Here is a 14,535-nt window from a genome sequence, read left to right as displayed (position 1 = left end):
TAGCCAAGCACCCTTTCCAGGACCGCCGGTTGCCGCGAGATATCCTGCGGTGCATCTGGTTCCGCGCAATCTTCGCGCGTCCGACGGGCTATTGCACGGCTACTGTTCCGGCGTCGCTGCCCGCGACCGGCGACGCGGCGTCAGCCCCGGCCCGCGGTGTGTTTGCTGATCACCGCGCGGAAGTCCGCGGTCTGGAAGGAGAGATCCTCCGCGGTCGTCGCGTAATCCAGGGCGGCCGGCACCGCCCTGACGTCCACCGGTCGTGACCGCATCGAGCACGCCCGGCACACACCATCCGCACACCGCACGCACGAGTTCTCCACACAGCCGACGTAGGTTTGCCGTTGTGTTCGTGAAGACGCTTGGTTCGGCCACGCCACCTCTTGCGGCCGCTCTCCTGACTGTGGTCACACTCGGCTATACGTTGCATCGCGGCTGGATACTGACTCAGCTGTGGCTCCTCGCCTTGCCGTTGTCCGCGCTGGCGTTCCTGATCTCGATCGCACTGTTCACTCTCGCGCTGTGGCAGGCGCGACGCGACGCGCAGCGGTGGCCCTTGGCTGTCACGGCGGTACTCGCGGTGATCGGTCTCTGCGGACCTGTCTTCCTCATCCTCGAACCCGAGGCCGCCGCGTGGACCCGGTTTCAGCTCGAGCGCCCAGCGTTCGCAGCGGCGGCCACAGTGGAAGTGCCGGAGCATGGCGCAGGCGACTACTACGGTGTCGCGCTACCGCGTCACCTGTGCTTCGTTTCGGCGAACTGCAAGGTGGCTGTCATCGGCACCAGCGGTGGACAGCCGGTACGGTTCGTGCCCGACTACGTCGGAATCCCGGACGGCGCAATCGGTTACGGGCACTTCACCGGAACACCCGGAGCCGGGCCGTACGACGGGTTCGGCGATCCTATCTGCCCAACGACGGAGCTGGCAGGCGGATGGTGGTGGCTCACGCCTTGCCCCGAGGCCTAGTGCCTCGTCCGGCTTCGTGATCGCGGCCGCCCCGCACAGGCCCGCCGGTCACGGCCTCAGCTGCCGCGCTCGCCCAATCGCGGCGGTGGCGCGTAGCGGGGCTCGTAACCGGCGATCCGGATCGGGCTGCCGACCAAACGAAATATCCCCGCCGTCACCACGATTTCGGGGCTGGCATCCAGCGCTTCCGGCAGGTCGCCGACCGCGGCGGCGGGAATGCCGAGCGGGCGGCGCTGCTGTCCCAGGGTGGAGCGGTCGAATGCGCTGGCGCCGGGACTGATCTGGTTTCGAAATCATTTCCATCGCCGCTGCCGGCACCGCGGTTGCGGCGGAATGAGTTTCGTCCAGAAGTCATGGCGTACCGCGTCCCACAACTTGGTCATTTCCGGAAGGAGTTCTCGCGCTTGTGCGAGATCCGGAAAGTTCTCGGGACCGAAGGATACGATCGGCGTGACGCCGGATGCCTCGTGGACGGCGACGATGGAGATCAAGTGATCCTGGAACAGCCGCCATGTCACGTGAAATCCTTCGACCTCGGTTCTTCGCATATCATTCATGTTCGGTTTCCAACTCTTCGACTCTGGCCCAATGCATTTCAACCGTTATCGATGTCGGCCTCCTGCTGATTTTGGTTCACGGATAATCGGTCGGGTCGGGTCCGGGCATGAATGGAGAATGCAAACATGCCCCTATATCGCATCTACTGACGCTCGCCCGGCGTCAGCGCTACCGCGCTGCGACCGGGAACGGCGCACGCTGATCGACTGGAGTGATTCCACACCCACTCGACCGCACGCCGATCACGTGCGGTATGTGCGGGCGACCAACGCAGAACGCAGGCGCCAAAGCCCGCTCGCCTCGGCCGGATCGAAACCCGTGAGCTGACCGATCCGCTTGAGCCGGTAATCCACGGTGTTGGTGTGTACGTGCAGTAGCCGCGCAGTGCGCCGGCGGTTCAGGTTGTGCGCTATATGGATTTGCAGAGTCTCCAGCAGTTCCGGATATTCATCCAGGGGATCGAGCAGCGACCCGAGCTGTTCGCGGGCAGGGCCGGGGCGGGTGAGCTGGTATTCCAGAGCCAGCTCGTCGAAGTGGTACAGGTCCGGCACCGACCCGAGCCGGGTCACCATGTCGAGCAGTTCGTGGGCTTGATCCGCGGCGGTGGGCACGGTGTCGGTAGAGGCGGTCACCTCGGTGGCGGTGATGTGCACGCGAGCCGCCCGCGACAGATGCCCGATCAGTTCCTTCAGGGCGCCCTTGGTGATGTGATCGGCGGGGATGAGCAGCGTGCCACCGTCGACCGAAAGCAGCGACAGCACGGTATCGTCGCAGCGGGTGGCCAATTCCGCCTGCACCCGCCGGAGTTTGCGGCGGGCAACGACTTTCGCGTCCAGCACCGGATTGGACTCGTCCGGGTGAGACGGAATGGCGAGGGCTATTACGCGATAGCGCTCGGAGATGTCGATGCCACACTCTCGGGCCATGGTGGAAGTGGGATGGCCCCCGAGCAGCGCCGAGGTCAGCGTGTGCACCGCGGTGTGGTGCTCCGACACGACCGCGCGCAGTTCACGCACATAGGCCGCCGACACCGCCGTGGTCATGGTGTCGAGCATTTCGACGACGAGTTTGGCGCCGTCGAGGATGCTTCGATAATCGGCCGTACTGACGGCGAGCATCGGATCGGTGTCAGCTGAGCCGGAGGCACGCTGCTCGGCCAAGGCTGTGGACACCACCAGGTCGAAGCCGATCTTGAAACCCTCATGGATTGCGTGGTGAATGGTACCGATGGGCACACCTTCGCGAGCCCATTGCGCCGCAGCCTCCTCGAGTTGCCCGGTCTTCTCCGAAATGTTGCTGCCGTCCAGCATGCTGACTGCCAGCTCCAAGCACACACGGGTGATGATGGTGATGTCGCCATGGATCGCGTCACCAGGCAAGGTGCCGCAGGGTGCGACGGTTTCGACAAAATGCCCGACCATCTGCCGCGACAAGGCGCGCACGTCTTTCAGCGGCAGCGACATGGGCCGACCGGATACAGTGAGTCCTTGCCGTCCGGCGAAGGTGAGAGCCATGGTGGAGCTTCCTTCCACCCCCGTTAACTGAGCTATTGCACCAGCGTAGCCAGCGCAAGAACGTAGAGAACGGTTTACTCCGAGTAACGTGATATTCGGCAAGCGCGGTCGGCAAGCGATAGTGATTGTTCACAATGGCGGTTCGACTGCACTGCCGCCGATGGGCCGAGATGGCGCGAGCGACGATTCGAGCATAGCCCGGGCAAGTGGTCGAAAAGAGAGTAACCGGCGAGTGCAACGGCGCGAATCCACGCCCTCTCGCGTACGCATCCGCCGCAGACACGGTCTGCCTGGGCCGCGCGGAACTCGGTCGACCATGCGACCAATGGAAGTCCGACAGCCCTCGGAAGTTCGTTTCCCTAATCAAGGTCCAGCGGGCCTGCTGCTGCGCATCGAGCCATTGATACGGGTGGATCGAGCCGGCGTCACCCAAGCCCTAGAGGGTGGCCGGCGCACAAACCTACTCGGCGCTGGAGCGCTGTAGCACATCTCCCGATCCACTCCCGGCCGGGCGCGAGTGGGAGAAGCGGGAGCCGCGCCGGCGAAGAACAGCACGTCGAGGACCGTGTGCGCAAGCGGTCGAATCACCGAGCACGTGCTCAGTTGGTGCGTTGGGACCCAGCCCCGGCAGGTCGCCGGGGCCACCGAGATGACGCTGTCGTCGTCCGCGCCGACGTACTCGAACAGGGTGACCTCGGCGAACTCGGGACCACGTAGATCGGGTTCGGCGCAGGCCGGGCCGGAGCCAGGCACGTTGTCGGCGGTGCCGGTGGCCGGTGTCGCCGCGACACCGGCCACCGAGACCCCAGCGCGCAAACCGGCCGAGCCGATCGACATGCTCCAAATGCTCCAAGCCGCCGGTGCGAGCAGCGCCACCCGGCTGGGCGGTCTGGCCTTCGCCAGCGTCCTCGTGCTGCTCTTCGCCCTGCTGCTGCGTAGGCGCTCCGCGCGACCGGGCACCCTGATGTCCCGGGCCGCCCACACGGAGCGCGCCGGAAATCCGATCGGACCTTCGACGCGGGCGCTTTCGCCGGGGTTACCACGCGGGCACGGCGCAGATCGCGGACGTCGCGGACCTGGGCGCCCACAGCGGATTCGTCATCACCGTCGACGACGACGTACGCCCCGGCCTGCCGCCCCTGCCGTGCGGCGCACTCTGGGGTCGACGCGAGAGGTGGAGTGCCCCTTACCCGCCCTCGTCGTCACGGATCTGCACATGGTGGTGTGCTGTGTGCTGTGCACTGTCTCGTGTGCGCGGTGCTGGGCTGCGGTGTGAGACGGGGAATCGAACCCCTCGCACTGCCCCTCGTGCGCCGAGAAAGTGGGCCGGATATCCCGTCGGCCCGTCGGGTTCGTGCACGCCTCCGTGACGGCTACCCGCTCCACCTCTCGCGTCAATCCAGCAGGTCGACCTCCCAGTTGGAGCGCTGGATGCGCACGTCGAGTTCCCGCAGTTCCTTGGCGAGGTCATCGGCCTGCCCGCGCAGTTCCGCAACCGGCAACGCCGAGAACATCTTCAACTCGGATCGCAACTGGCGCGCGTACCCGGGCTGCCCCTTGCCCGCCGCGGCGTCCGCCGCAGCCGTGACGAGAGAGTGCCGCAGCCGCAACGCATCCCGGCGGGCCAGCGCGTCGGTCAAGGTGCCGTCGTCTCCGATCCGCGCGGCGGCGTTGGTCCGATTGATGCGCCGGATCAGCGTCTCGTATTCACCGAGCACCTGTCCCGCCTCCGCCAGCAGATCCGCCGCGTCCTCAGCGGGCTCCTCCCCCTCCTGAAAGCGAGCGTTACTCACGATCCGAGCACGCAACTGTTCGATCCGGCGCGCCGAATCCGCGCGCAACGCCAACGCCTCCGCCAACTTCACTTCCCCACCTCCGGACATCGACCCATGAACGGTCGAGTATCGACCATGTCACGGTAGGAGTCACCCGAATTAACGCCCTGAGGCTCGCTCGAGGTCCGCGTAATCTCCGGCCGAGATGGTGCGGGCGACTTTCTGCGGGGCGCCGCCGATCAGGCCCCGCCACGGCAGGTACGGCAGCAGGCGCACGTTGAGATCGCGGAAGCGAATCATCGCCTTGCTCGCGGGTGCGTACCACCCGCCCACGCCCTCGGCGAACTTCTGGCAGGCGTCGACCATGGGCCGCATCCGTTCTTCGTAGCGAGCGAACGCGATGCTGTGATCGCCTGCGGCGGCGGCCAACTCGCCCGCGAGGGTGTAGGCGCCGACCAGGGAGAGGTCCGCGCCCTGCCCGGACAGCGGTGACGCGCAGTAGCCTGCGTCACCGACGAGGGCGATGCGGCCCTTGTGCCAGCTGTCCATGCGAATCTGCGCCATCGCGTCGAAATAGAAATCCGGCGCGGGATCGAGGTGGGCGAGCAGTTGCGGCACCTGCCAGCCGAGGCCGGCGAAGGTGTCGGCGACGATCTTCTTCTGTTGCTCGATGTCGCGGTAGTCGTAGTCGATCGGATCGGATGCCCACGCGAAAATCGCTTTGGCTCGCGTGTTCTCCCGGGCGCTGTAGGCTCCGGCGATCTTGCCGGGAGTGTTGTAGTCCAGCTCCCAGTGATCGAGGTCGAGGAAGTTCGGGATCGTGTAGATGCAGATGTAGTAGCCCATATGCCGCGCGAACTGCGACTCCGGACCGAAAACCATTGTGCGCGTGTTCGAATGAACACCATCGGCGCCGATGACCAGGTCGAAGGTGCGTGACCGGGCGTGCTCGAAGCTCACCCGCACGCCCTCCTCGTCCTGCTCCAGAGCGGTGATGGAGTCGCCGAAGAGGTACTCGACGTCGTCCCTGGTGGCCTCATACAACACTCGCGCGAGATCGCCGCGCTGGATCTCGGTGTCCCCGTTGGCACCGACACCGTTGAACGTCTCGCTGCTGATGCTGGCCCGCGTTCTGCCGGTGGCGTCGACGTAGGAGGTGCCGCGCTTGCCCGTACTCATCTCGTGCACCCGGTCGAGCAGGCCCATGCGCCGCACCACCTCGGTGGCGGTGCCCAGCACGTCGATGGCCTGCCCGCCCTCGCGCAGGGTCGGCGATTTCTCCACGATCGTCGGGGTGAACCCGTAGCGCTTGAGCCAGAAGGCCAGGGCGGGACCGGCGATGCTGGCGCCGGAGATCAGGACGTTTCGATTGCTCATCTGCCGCATGCCACGAACCGTACAACCGTGTTGCGCATCTGCGCAAGACAAATGTCTAAGGCGATTGCGCTACCATGATCTATATGGGAAACCGTGAGGATCTGCTGGCAGGCGCACGCCGCTGCCTGTTCGACAAGGGCTACGCACGTACCACGGTGCGCGACATCGCCACCGCCGCCGGGGTGAGCATGGCGGCCATCGGCTACCACTTCGGCACCAAAGAGGCCCTGCTCACCGAAGCGCTGGCCGAGGCGACCCGCGAATGGGGCGCCGATCTCGAACACGCGCTCACCCGGTTGCCCGACGAGACCGACCCGTGGCAGCGCTTCGCCGACCGCTGGGACGCGGTGCTGGCCACGCTCGCCGCCCATCGCGGGGTGTGGTCGGCCACCTTCGACGCGCTGGCCCACCCCGAGGCCCGCGCCCGGCTCGCCGAGAACCTCGACGAGGCCCGTTCCGGCTTGGCCCGACTCTTCGACGGCGTCGCCGAAACCGACACCGCCGCGGCGCGCAGTCTCGGCACCCTTTATCAAGCCCTGCTCACCGGCGTCGCGGCGCAATACCTCATCGACCCCGAGAGCGCGCCGACCGGAAGCGACCTCGCCGAAGCCCTGCGCCGCATCACCGATCCCACTCGTTGAGATCGCCGACGCGGGACACCGCCACTTTCGCCTGCCACACGCCCGGGTGAGGTTCCAGTGGCGAGTGGTGTCGAGCGACCGGGTTCGAAGCCGAACCAGCACAGCGGTGCCGGTGGCGTTTCCGTGCCGATCGAACCCGCACGATGAACCATGACTGCTCGAGGAACGCTCTGATCTGGAACGGTCTCCGGAACAAGAACCGCACCGCGTCCGTCGACATGGCGAACAGCCCTCCGACGGCCTGCATCGGGCGAATTCGATGAGGCCAGGCGGTTCGTGAACGAACGGGTAGCCGGTGTCAGTTCCGTGGCACGGCGCTGAATACCGCGTCGGCGATCGTACGGAGCGTGCCGATCGGGTCGTGGCCGAGGGCGGTGAGGCCGATGTGGTTCGCGCCCGCTTCGAGGGAGACCCGGATGCCCGCGGCCACGGTGGCCGGATCGCCGTGCAGCACGAGAGCGTCGATCAGGCGATCGCTGCCCGGCTCGGTGAGGTCGGCGTCGGTGAAGCCGATGCGGCGCAGATTGGCGGTGTAGTTGGCGACGTGCAAGGCAGGGGCCGCGGCGTGGGCTCGGCCGGTCGTGCGGCCTCGTTCGACGTCGCTGTCCAGCACCACCATTTGGCCGGGCAACACCAGCGGGCGAGCGCCGAGGATCTCCCGCGCTCGCCGAATATATTCGGGCGTCACCAGAACCGGGATCGTCCCGGCGGCGCGGTCGCGCACCAGGCGCAGCATCCTCGGCCCCAATGCCGCCAGCACCACCCGGTCCGAGGGCACACCGGCGTCGGCCAGCTCGGCGAGGTAAGCCACCATCGCGTCGTAGGGCGACGCGTACTCCGGATCCGTTTCGCGATGTCCGGCGCCGATCCCGAGGATCAACCGATCGGGGTGTTCGGCCGCGATCCGGTGGTAGGAGGCGGCCACCGTCCTCGCGTCGGTGGTCCAGATGTTCACCACGGCGGTGCCGACCACGAGATGCTCTGTGGCGTCGAGTATCCGCGCGGCCACGGTCAGATCGGCGGGTGGCGAGATGGTCAGCCACAACGCGCCGTACCCGGATCTTTCGATTTCGGCCGCTTGCCGCAGGGTCACCTCGCTGTGGCGCAGGTGGGCTCCGAGCGTACCCAGTTCGATGCTCATGACTTCGACTCCAGCACGGGATGGTTGGAGGCAGCCAGACCCGATTCCGCTGCGCAGCAATAACATGATGTGATCGCCGCAGGTACCGACGGGAGGCACAGTGGAATTACGTGCTCTGCGATACTTCGTCGCCGTCGCCGAGGAGCTCCATTTCGGCCGGGCCGCCGAGCGGCTGCGCATCGTGCAACCGGCGGTCAGCCAGCAGATCGCACGACTGGAACGAGAACTGGGGGTCCGGCTGTTCGACAGATCGCCACGCCGCGTCCAGCTCACCGAGGCGGGGCGTCGCGTGCTCGCCGCGGCGCGGGACGCGCTCGCCGCCGCCGACCGAGTTCGCGCTGTCGCCGGTCGGCCCGCCGCGACAGTACGCATCGGCACCACGGCAGGACTGACCGCCCGCCTCGAGCGCGGCATCGATGCGCTGCGCGAACACACCCCGGCGTTCGAAGTCGTCCTCGTCGATCTGCCGGTCGTCGAGCGGCTGAACGCGCTGCGGCGCGGCGAACTCGACTTGGCGCTGGCCCGCGGTGTGGTCTCCGCGCCAGGGCTCACCGTCTCACCGACCTGGTCGGAACCGCTGCGCGCGGTGGTGTCCAGAGATCATCCCGCCGCGGCGCGCGGCGTAGCCGCCATCACCGACCTGGCCGGGGACGCACTGCGGGTCCCGTCCCGGCAGTCCGATCCGCCGCTGCACGACGCCATCGACGCCGCGTTCCGAGAAGCCGGAGTGCGTCCGAAGTTCGGCCGGCCTATCGGAACCACCCAGGACGCCGTGGTCGAGATCGGTTCCGACCCGCACAGCTGGGCCTTGCTTCCGGCGGACCAGATCGCCGAAACCGATTCCCTCCGAGTCCGCGTACTGCCGGTCACACCACCGATAGCGATCACCGGCAGCGTGATCACCCTCGAGCAGCTCTCAGACCACGCCTGCTGCACCGTCGCCTGCGCGGTTTCGGCGTTCGGCGACGCCACGGCAGACGCGGACAACGGGATGTGACGCGGGCGGAATGCGCCCGCGCGGGAGGCGGTTCGAGACTCACCCCAGAACACCACTTGCACGCCGCCGTCGTCCAGCGCCTTCAGCAGACCCCGGCGCGCCCGGCGATCGCATTCGCAGACGTCGGCGGCCACCGCGAGAGCGTGCGGCTGACGCCCCTGCCCGCGCGGGGCGAGCACTTGCTCGAGGTCGAGCACCTCCGCGCCGAGGATGCGCAGCGATCGCGTGTCCGACGGGTCGGTCACCAGCGCCGTGACATCCCACCCGGCGACCGAGCGGTCGAACAACCATCCGCCCGCGTGCTGGATTACGTCGACGATGCTGGTCGCGACGACGTCGAGGCGGTATCTCTTCGTTCCCCATCCGGCGCGAAGTCGCGCGCCAGTGAATCGTGTCCGGAACGTGCTGCTGGACAGGTGAAGGTTCCGGGAGCACTTCGAGCCGGTCGCCCATTCTGCCGCCGAGACGGCCAGCCACAGCACCGTGCCGGTCGGGTTCTCCCGCAACCCGCGCCGCGATCACCGTCGGCCCGCTCCCCTGCTCGGCCAGCACAACACGGAGCTGCTCACCGCACTCGGCCTGAGCGAGAAGGAGATTCACGCTTCGGAAGCCGACGGTGTCATCGGGGGACTTCCCGAGGTCGCGCGGTCGCCGGTGAAGTCCGACTGATCATCGCGGACTCGGACTCGGACTCGAGTCGCCGGAGCGTACAACCCACATCGCCACCGCGATAGCGCCATGTCGCCGTCCATCGCGACGACCTCGTTCGACCTGTCCGGAGGGAATTCGGCAGCTCAGCGGCGCACAGCGACCCGGACCGCACCGAGCCGAGCGCACCCCGCGATCATGCGCTCGACCTCGATGGACGACGGCCCCGTCAGTCCCGGCGTGAGAAGTCCCGCGGTGACCGAACCGCGACACGGTGATCGGCGAAGAGCGATACCGCCGAGTCGGGCACTTGATCGACTGTCGTGTGCTCTGTCCGACCGTGCCCGGCAGGGGTCAATCGACACTGACCGTCGACGCACGAACGCCGCAACCGGCCCCGGGAGATCGTCTGCACCAATCCGATCGCCCAGCAGGTCGGGCACCCGCGCAGTGCGAGCAGACCCACCGGCGCGAGCAGCAAGCTGAACGCCCCGAATACCGGCAGCAATGCGATCGCGCCGATCAGCGCGCCGAAGCCCGCGACACCGCGGGCCAGGTGCCGGGGCACCGAGGCGCTGGCGAAGCTTCGCTCGTCGGTCATTTCGTTCGCTCCTCTCCGGAGTCCGGCCACGGTGTGTTCCGCAGCTCGTGCTGGACCGTCGCGCGGGCGCGGTGCAGCCGTGACTTCATCGCCGCGACGCTGAGCCCGAGCATGCCCGCGACCGTGCGGCCGCTGTATCCCTGCACATCGCGCATGATCAGTACCCGCCGCTGGTCGGCGGGCAGCGCCGCGATCACGGCCGCCACCCGGCCCGCTTCGAGCCGCCGCACCGCCTCCTCCTCGGCCGACGCCACGGCGGCGTCGGGAATCGGCTCGGGCTGCCTGGTCTTCGTTCGCCACTGCCGCAGGCACTCGTTGCGGACGATGCGGAACATCCACGACGCCAACGCGCCGGAGGCCCGCAAGGTCCCGATCTTGCGGTAGAGGATGATCAGCGCCTCCTGTGCGGCGTCCTCCGCGTCTTCGGCGGAGGCGCACAGTGTGTGGGCGAACCGGCGGACATGCGGATAGGAGCCCGATACCAGTGTGGTGATCGCCGCGGCGTCGCCCTCGCGCGCTGCCACGACCAACTGTTCGTCGGGCCAGATCCGGTCAGTCACGGGAGCGGCTCCGGCGACGAAGCAGCGTCACGCTACACCAGCCGACCAGCACGGCGGCGACAGCGACAGCGGCAATGATCACAACGACCTCCTCGTTACCGTGCCGACCCGATTGCCGGCACGACTATGAGAGGACCGACCTCGGGAAAAGGATTCACACCGAATCTCAGCACGACGCCACGCGCGTTCGAACCAGTGCTCCGGTCCAATCGCCTGCGCACCTCGCCATCGCGCGGATAATCGGATGCCCTCGCCGATCCTTCGGTTGTAGCGTCGGCCGATGCTCAATGGTTCGCGGCGGCAGCGATTTCTGGGAGCGGTGTCGCGCGGAGTTCGGGCACGGCCCCGGTCGGCGATGGCCGTGGGCGCGCTCGGCGTCGCGACCTCGGGGGTCTTCATCGATCTGTCCGGCGTCGCACCGGCCACCGCCACGTTCTTCCGTTGTGCGTTGCCGTTGCCGTTGCTGTGGCCGCTGGCCGGTGGTGAACGGGGCCGGGAAGGTGCGCTGTCCTGGCGACAGGCCGCGGTCGCCGTCACCGCCGGTGTGCTGTTCGCCGCGGATGCGCTGCTGTGGACGCGAGCGATCTACGAGGTCGGCGCCGGATTGACCGCGGTGCTGGTGAACGCGCAGGTCGTCATCGTTCCGCTGCTGGCGCTGCTCATCGACCGCGAGCCGATTCGGGGCGCGTTCCTCGTCGTCTCGCCGTTCCTGGTGGCGGGCATCCTGCTCACCGGCGGCGTCTTCGAGACCGGAGCCTCCGGCAGCGACCCCGTATCGGGCACGGTCCACGCCGTCCTCGCCGCGTTGTGCTACTCGGCGTTCCTGTTCCTCCTGCGCCGCGGCGGGCACAACGGGCAGGTGGTCCAGTCCTACCGGGTGGTGCTCCTGTCCGCGGCCGTCGTCGGAGCGCTGTGGCCAGGGGTCACATTCACGCCGGGCTGGGCGGCTCTGGGCTGGCTGGCCCTGACGGCGGTGTGCGGACAGATCGGCGGCTGGCTGTTGATCGCCCTGGCCACCGCCCACCTGAGCAGCACGGTGAGCGCGGCCATGCTCATGCTGACCCCGGTCGGTGCGCTCGCCTTGGCGGCGGTCGTCCTCGGCGAGCAGCCCACGATGCTCCAGTTGTCCGGCTGCGCACTGATACTCGTCAGCGCCTACGCGGCTTCGACGTCCGGCTCCGGACGACGCCGGATCACGGCCACCGTCCGGAAACGACTGGGCGACTCGCGAAACGCCGCCGCCTGAAATCCGCAGCCGGTAAGTCTCGTCGAGCGGGCGAGATGACCGTCGCCACTCGACCCCGAGGTGTGGAACTTCTGCGCCTACGGCTTCACCGGCCGCCCCGTCTAGCCGAGCGAGATTTCCTGAGGTGTCGCCCGCGGGTCACCGCGATGGTCACGCCCGGCGCTCGAGAGTTCCCAGAAAGCTCTCGGCGGCGTCCTGGACCCGGTCGCGGTCGCCGGTGGCGAGCAGGTCGAGCAGCAGGCCGCGGATCGTGGCGATCACCAATGTGGCTGTGCGAGCCGCGGTCTCGGGGTCGGTGTCGGACGCCTGGGCTTCGCACAGTGCGATCTTCCAGTCGGTGACGACATGGTCGAGGAAGTCGGCGAATTGGCGCGGAGCTTGCAGAGCGCGCCCGTAGACGGCGAAGAACAGTTTGAACTCCGCCCACCGCCGCGGGTCGGAGCTGCGGGTCCAGACCGCGCGGGCTGCCGTCGCAAGGTCGGGATGCGCGCCCGCCGCAGCACCGGTGGCAGCGAACATGCGCCGCCGCAACCGCTCGAGGATGGCCTGAAGCATTTGTTCTTTGGTGCCGAAGTGGTGCACCAGGGTGGTCGGTGAGACCCCGAGGCCTGCCGCGACCGGCCGCCACGACAGTTCGGAGAGCCCATGCTCGATCGTGTAGTCGACCACCGCCTCGAGCAGCTCTTCCCGGTGTCGATGGTCGACCGGCCGCCCTGCCATCGTTGCGCTCCCTCGTTCGCGGATTGACATTCCTAAAACGACTGTACTAGAAATTGTTCCTAGAACGACTGTACAAGAAATTCGAGTCAGGAGCCTTCCATGTCACGAGTCGTCGTCTTCGACGAGACCGGCGCCCCCGAAGTCCTGCGCATCATCGACGAGCCGGTCGGCGACCCGGGCATCGACGAGGTGCGAATCAAGGTCGAAGCCATCGGCATCAACCGACTGGACCAGATGGTGCGTGCGGGCATGTCCCCGCGGCCGATCCGAATGCCACACGCCCGTCTCGGAGTCGAAGCAACCGGAACGATCGATGCCCTCGGCGCCGAGGTCGAGGGATGGGCGATCGGCGATGCGGTCGTCGTCACCGCCGTGCCCGACATGGACATCAACGGCACCTACGCCGAACACATCGTCCTGCCCGCCGATCGGGTCATCGCTCGACCCGCCGGACTGGACGCCACGAGCGCCGCAGCGCTATGGGTGGCCTACTCCACCGCCTACGGCGCCCTCGTCGAGAAGGCCGCGATGCGACCCGGTCACCATGTCCTGATCACCGCCGCCTCCAGCTCTGTCGGCCTCGCCGCCATCCAGATCGCCAACCAGATCGGCGCTGTTCCCCTAGCCGTCACCCGGCACGCCGCGAAGCGGGACATCTTGCTGGCCACCGGCGCCGCCGCTGTCATCGTCACCGACCACGACGATGTCGTCGAGGCCACGCACCGGCACACCGCCGGGGCCGGCGCCGACATCGTCTTGGACTCCGTCATGGGTCCCGGCCTGGCCCAATTGGCCGACGCGGCAAAGCCATTCAGCGGCACCCTGGTCACGGTGGGCTGGCTCGATCCCCGGCCCGCGCCGTTCCCGGCCAGCCCGATCACGATGATCCGGTACATGAGCTTCGAGCACACCCTCGACCCTGTGGCGGTGCGCCGCATCGCGGCATTCCTGACCGCGGGAATCCGCACCGGCGCCCTGCACCCCACGATCGACAGCGTGTTCACCCTCGACGACATCGTCGCCGCACACCATCACCTGGAACAGGGACATCAGGTCGGCAAAATCGTCGTCACCATCTGACCCTCGCGTTGCGTGCAGCGGGGCTTGCAGCGCGGTGGCCAGGGCGTCGTGGACGGATTCGGAGGCGCCTGCGAGGCTGCCGCGTTCCATGCGCACGTAGTAGTCGACCGAGACCCCCGCCGCGCGCGCCAACTCCTCGCGCCGCAACCCCGGCACCCGTCGATGGGCCAGGCCGGGCCGCAACCCCGCCGCCTCCGGAGTGATGCGTTCGCGCCTGCTGTAGCGGGGATTTGGTGCTAACAATGGAGAGCTCCCGATGGTCGAGCCGCTGAAGACCGATCTGGATGAGATCACATCACTTGGGGCGCAGTTGAATACGAGAGCCGGTGAAATCGCGCAAATCAATAGCCTGCCCATATCTCACCGGCCCACTCGGACAACATTGACCTCGTCGGTGCGATCGAGGTCGATATCGACGCCGAACCAGCCCAGTGTGGACCCACCGGCTACGGCCGTTGCTGGCCGCGACACCCTCTTCTGACGACGCCACGGCCGATGGCATGTGATGTATATCCCATAATGGAACGGCGTCTGGAACGGCCACGTCCAAGTAGATGAATGAGAGGGCTTATCCCAGAGGGCAACTCAACAGTTGCTGATGTGCATGCATCGCAGCACCCAAGGGGGAGACCATGAACCACACGAAACTCACCATCGTTGCCTTGATCGCAGCGACGATTCCCGCCGTCATCAGTTCCGCGCCAACAGCT

Annotated in this window: 16 protein-coding genes and 3 pseudogenes; 6 read left to right on the top strand and 13 right to left on the bottom strand. The window is 67.4% G+C overall.

Features of this window, described 5'->3' with window-relative positions:
• Nucleotides 1-140: 140 nt before the first annotated feature.
• Complete coding sequence (locus tag AB0L97_RS21410) at nt 141-272, bottom strand: hypothetical protein (RefSeq protein WP_364432156.1); 132 nt, start codon at nt 270-272, stop codon at nt 141-143.
• Between the two features lie 74 nt (nt 273-346).
• Between AB0L97_RS21410 and AB0L97_RS21405 the strand changes: the two genes are divergently transcribed.
• A complete protein-coding gene (locus tag AB0L97_RS21405; protein WP_355075140.1) occupies nt 347-967 on the top strand; it encodes a hypothetical protein in 621 nt (206 codons plus the stop codon).
• Between the two features lie 56 nt (nt 968-1,023).
• On the opposite strand, the pseudogene AB0L97_RS21400 reads toward AB0L97_RS21405, so the two are convergent.
• The 6 genes and pseudogenes from AB0L97_RS21400 to AB0L97_RS21375 form a co-directional block, all read right to left on the bottom strand.
• Nucleotides 1,024-1,209: pseudogene (locus AB0L97_RS21400) on the bottom strand (CoA transferase); the annotation flags it as partial.
• Nucleotides 1,210-1,260: 51 nt separating this feature from the next.
• Entirely contained in the window at nt 1,261-1,485 is a 225-nt protein-coding gene (locus tag AB0L97_RS21395) for a hypothetical protein (protein ID WP_355075138.1), read from the bottom strand.
• Between the two features lie 282 nt (nt 1,486-1,767).
• Nucleotides 1,768-2,988: a helix-turn-helix domain-containing protein gene (locus AB0L97_RS21390; RefSeq protein WP_364432396.1), complete on the bottom strand. Its 1,221-nt coding sequence runs from the start codon at nt 2,986-2,988 to the stop codon at nt 1,768-1,770.
• 414 nt (nt 2,989-3,402) lie between these two features.
• A complete protein-coding gene (locus AB0L97_RS21385) occupies nt 3,403-3,876 on the bottom strand; it encodes a hypothetical protein (protein WP_364432151.1) in 474 nt (157 codons plus the stop codon).
• 557 nt (nt 3,877-4,433) lie between these two features.
• Nucleotides 4,434-4,904: a DIP1984 family protein gene (locus tag AB0L97_RS21380; RefSeq protein ID WP_355075129.1), complete on the bottom strand. Its 471-nt coding sequence runs from the start codon at nt 4,902-4,904 to the stop codon at nt 4,434-4,436.
• Between the two features lie 69 nt (nt 4,905-4,973).
• Nucleotides 4,974-6,200 carry an FAD-dependent monooxygenase gene (locus AB0L97_RS21375; RefSeq protein ID WP_364432146.1) on the bottom strand — a complete coding sequence of 409 codons (1,227 nt, stop codon included), beginning with the start codon at nt 6,198-6,200 and terminating at the stop codon, nt 4,974-4,976.
• Between the two features lie 74 nt (nt 6,201-6,274).
• On the opposite strand from AB0L97_RS21375, the gene AB0L97_RS21370 reads away from it, so the two are divergent.
• Entirely contained in the window at nt 6,275-6,832 is a 558-nt protein-coding gene (locus tag AB0L97_RS21370) for a helix-turn-helix domain-containing protein (RefSeq protein ID WP_364432143.1), read from the top strand.
• 133 nt (nt 6,833-6,965) lie between these two features.
• Here the strand turns inward: AB0L97_RS21370 and AB0L97_RS21365 are convergent.
• Nucleotides 6,966-7,079, bottom strand: a pseudogene (locus tag AB0L97_RS21365) (ABC transporter permease); the annotation flags it as partial.
• Between the two features lie 51 nt (nt 7,080-7,130).
• On the bottom strand, nt 7,131-7,973 hold the full coding sequence (locus tag AB0L97_RS21360; protein WP_364432140.1) for a TIGR03620 family F420-dependent LLM class oxidoreductase: 843 nt from the start codon (nt 7,971-7,973) through the stop codon (nt 7,131-7,133).
• A 100-nt stretch (nt 7,974-8,073) separates the two neighbouring features.
• On the opposite strand from AB0L97_RS21360, the gene AB0L97_RS21355 reads away from it, so the two are divergent.
• Together AB0L97_RS21355 and AB0L97_RS21350 are read left to right on the top strand one after the other, a co-directional pair.
• On the top strand, nt 8,074-8,970 hold the full coding sequence (locus tag AB0L97_RS21355; protein WP_364432137.1) for a LysR family transcriptional regulator: 897 nt from the start codon (nt 8,074-8,076) through the stop codon (nt 8,968-8,970).
• A gap of 483 nt (nt 8,971-9,453) precedes the next feature.
• Complete coding sequence (locus tag AB0L97_RS21350; protein ID WP_364432134.1) at nt 9,454-9,639, top strand: hypothetical protein; 186 nt, start codon at nt 9,454-9,456, stop codon at nt 9,637-9,639.
• A 208-nt stretch (nt 9,640-9,847) separates the two neighbouring features.
• On the opposite strand, the gene AB0L97_RS21345 is transcribed toward AB0L97_RS21350, so the two are convergent.
• Entirely contained in the window at nt 9,848-10,219 is a 372-nt protein-coding gene (locus AB0L97_RS21345; protein ID WP_355075117.1) for a hypothetical protein, read from the bottom strand.
• Nucleotides 10,216-10,779, bottom strand: a complete 564-nt coding sequence (locus AB0L97_RS21340; RefSeq protein ID WP_356965622.1) for an RNA polymerase sigma factor — start codon at nt 10,777-10,779, stop codon at nt 10,216-10,218. The genes AB0L97_RS21345 and AB0L97_RS21340 overlap by 4 nt, the downstream gene beginning before the upstream one ends.
• Nucleotides 10,780-11,059: 280 nt before the next feature.
• On the opposite strand from AB0L97_RS21340, the gene AB0L97_RS21335 reads away from it, so the two are divergent.
• Complete coding sequence (locus AB0L97_RS21335) at nt 11,060-12,025, top strand: DMT family transporter (protein ID WP_364432129.1); 966 nt, start codon at nt 11,060-11,062, stop codon at nt 12,023-12,025.
• Nucleotides 12,026-12,175: 150 nt separating this feature from the next.
• Here the strand turns inward: AB0L97_RS21335 and AB0L97_RS21330 are convergent, their stop codons facing one another.
• A complete protein-coding gene (locus AB0L97_RS21330) occupies nt 12,176-12,745 on the bottom strand; it encodes a TetR/AcrR family transcriptional regulator (protein ID WP_364432126.1) in 570 nt (189 codons plus the stop codon).
• A 99-nt stretch (nt 12,746-12,844) separates the two neighbouring features.
• Between AB0L97_RS21330 and AB0L97_RS21325 the strand changes: the two genes are divergently transcribed.
• A complete protein-coding gene (locus AB0L97_RS21325; RefSeq protein ID WP_364432123.1) occupies nt 12,845-13,825 on the top strand; it encodes a zinc-dependent alcohol dehydrogenase family protein in 981 nt (326 codons plus the stop codon).
• Nucleotides 13,826-13,849: 24 nt separating this feature from the next.
• On the opposite strand, the pseudogene AB0L97_RS21320 reads toward AB0L97_RS21325, so the two are convergent.
• A pseudogene (locus tag AB0L97_RS21320) lies at nt 13,850-14,068 on the bottom strand (helix-turn-helix transcriptional regulator); the annotation flags it as partial.
• Between the last annotated feature and the right edge of the window lie 467 nt (nt 14,069-14,535).

This window comes from Nocardia sp. NPDC051911 (genome assembly GCF_040681035.1).
GTDB lineage: Bacteria > Actinomycetota > Actinomycetes > Mycobacteriales > Mycobacteriaceae > Nocardia > Nocardia sichangensis.
The sequence above is the reverse complement of the archived record's forward strand: the minus strand, read 5'-3'. Positions and strand labels throughout refer to the sequence as shown.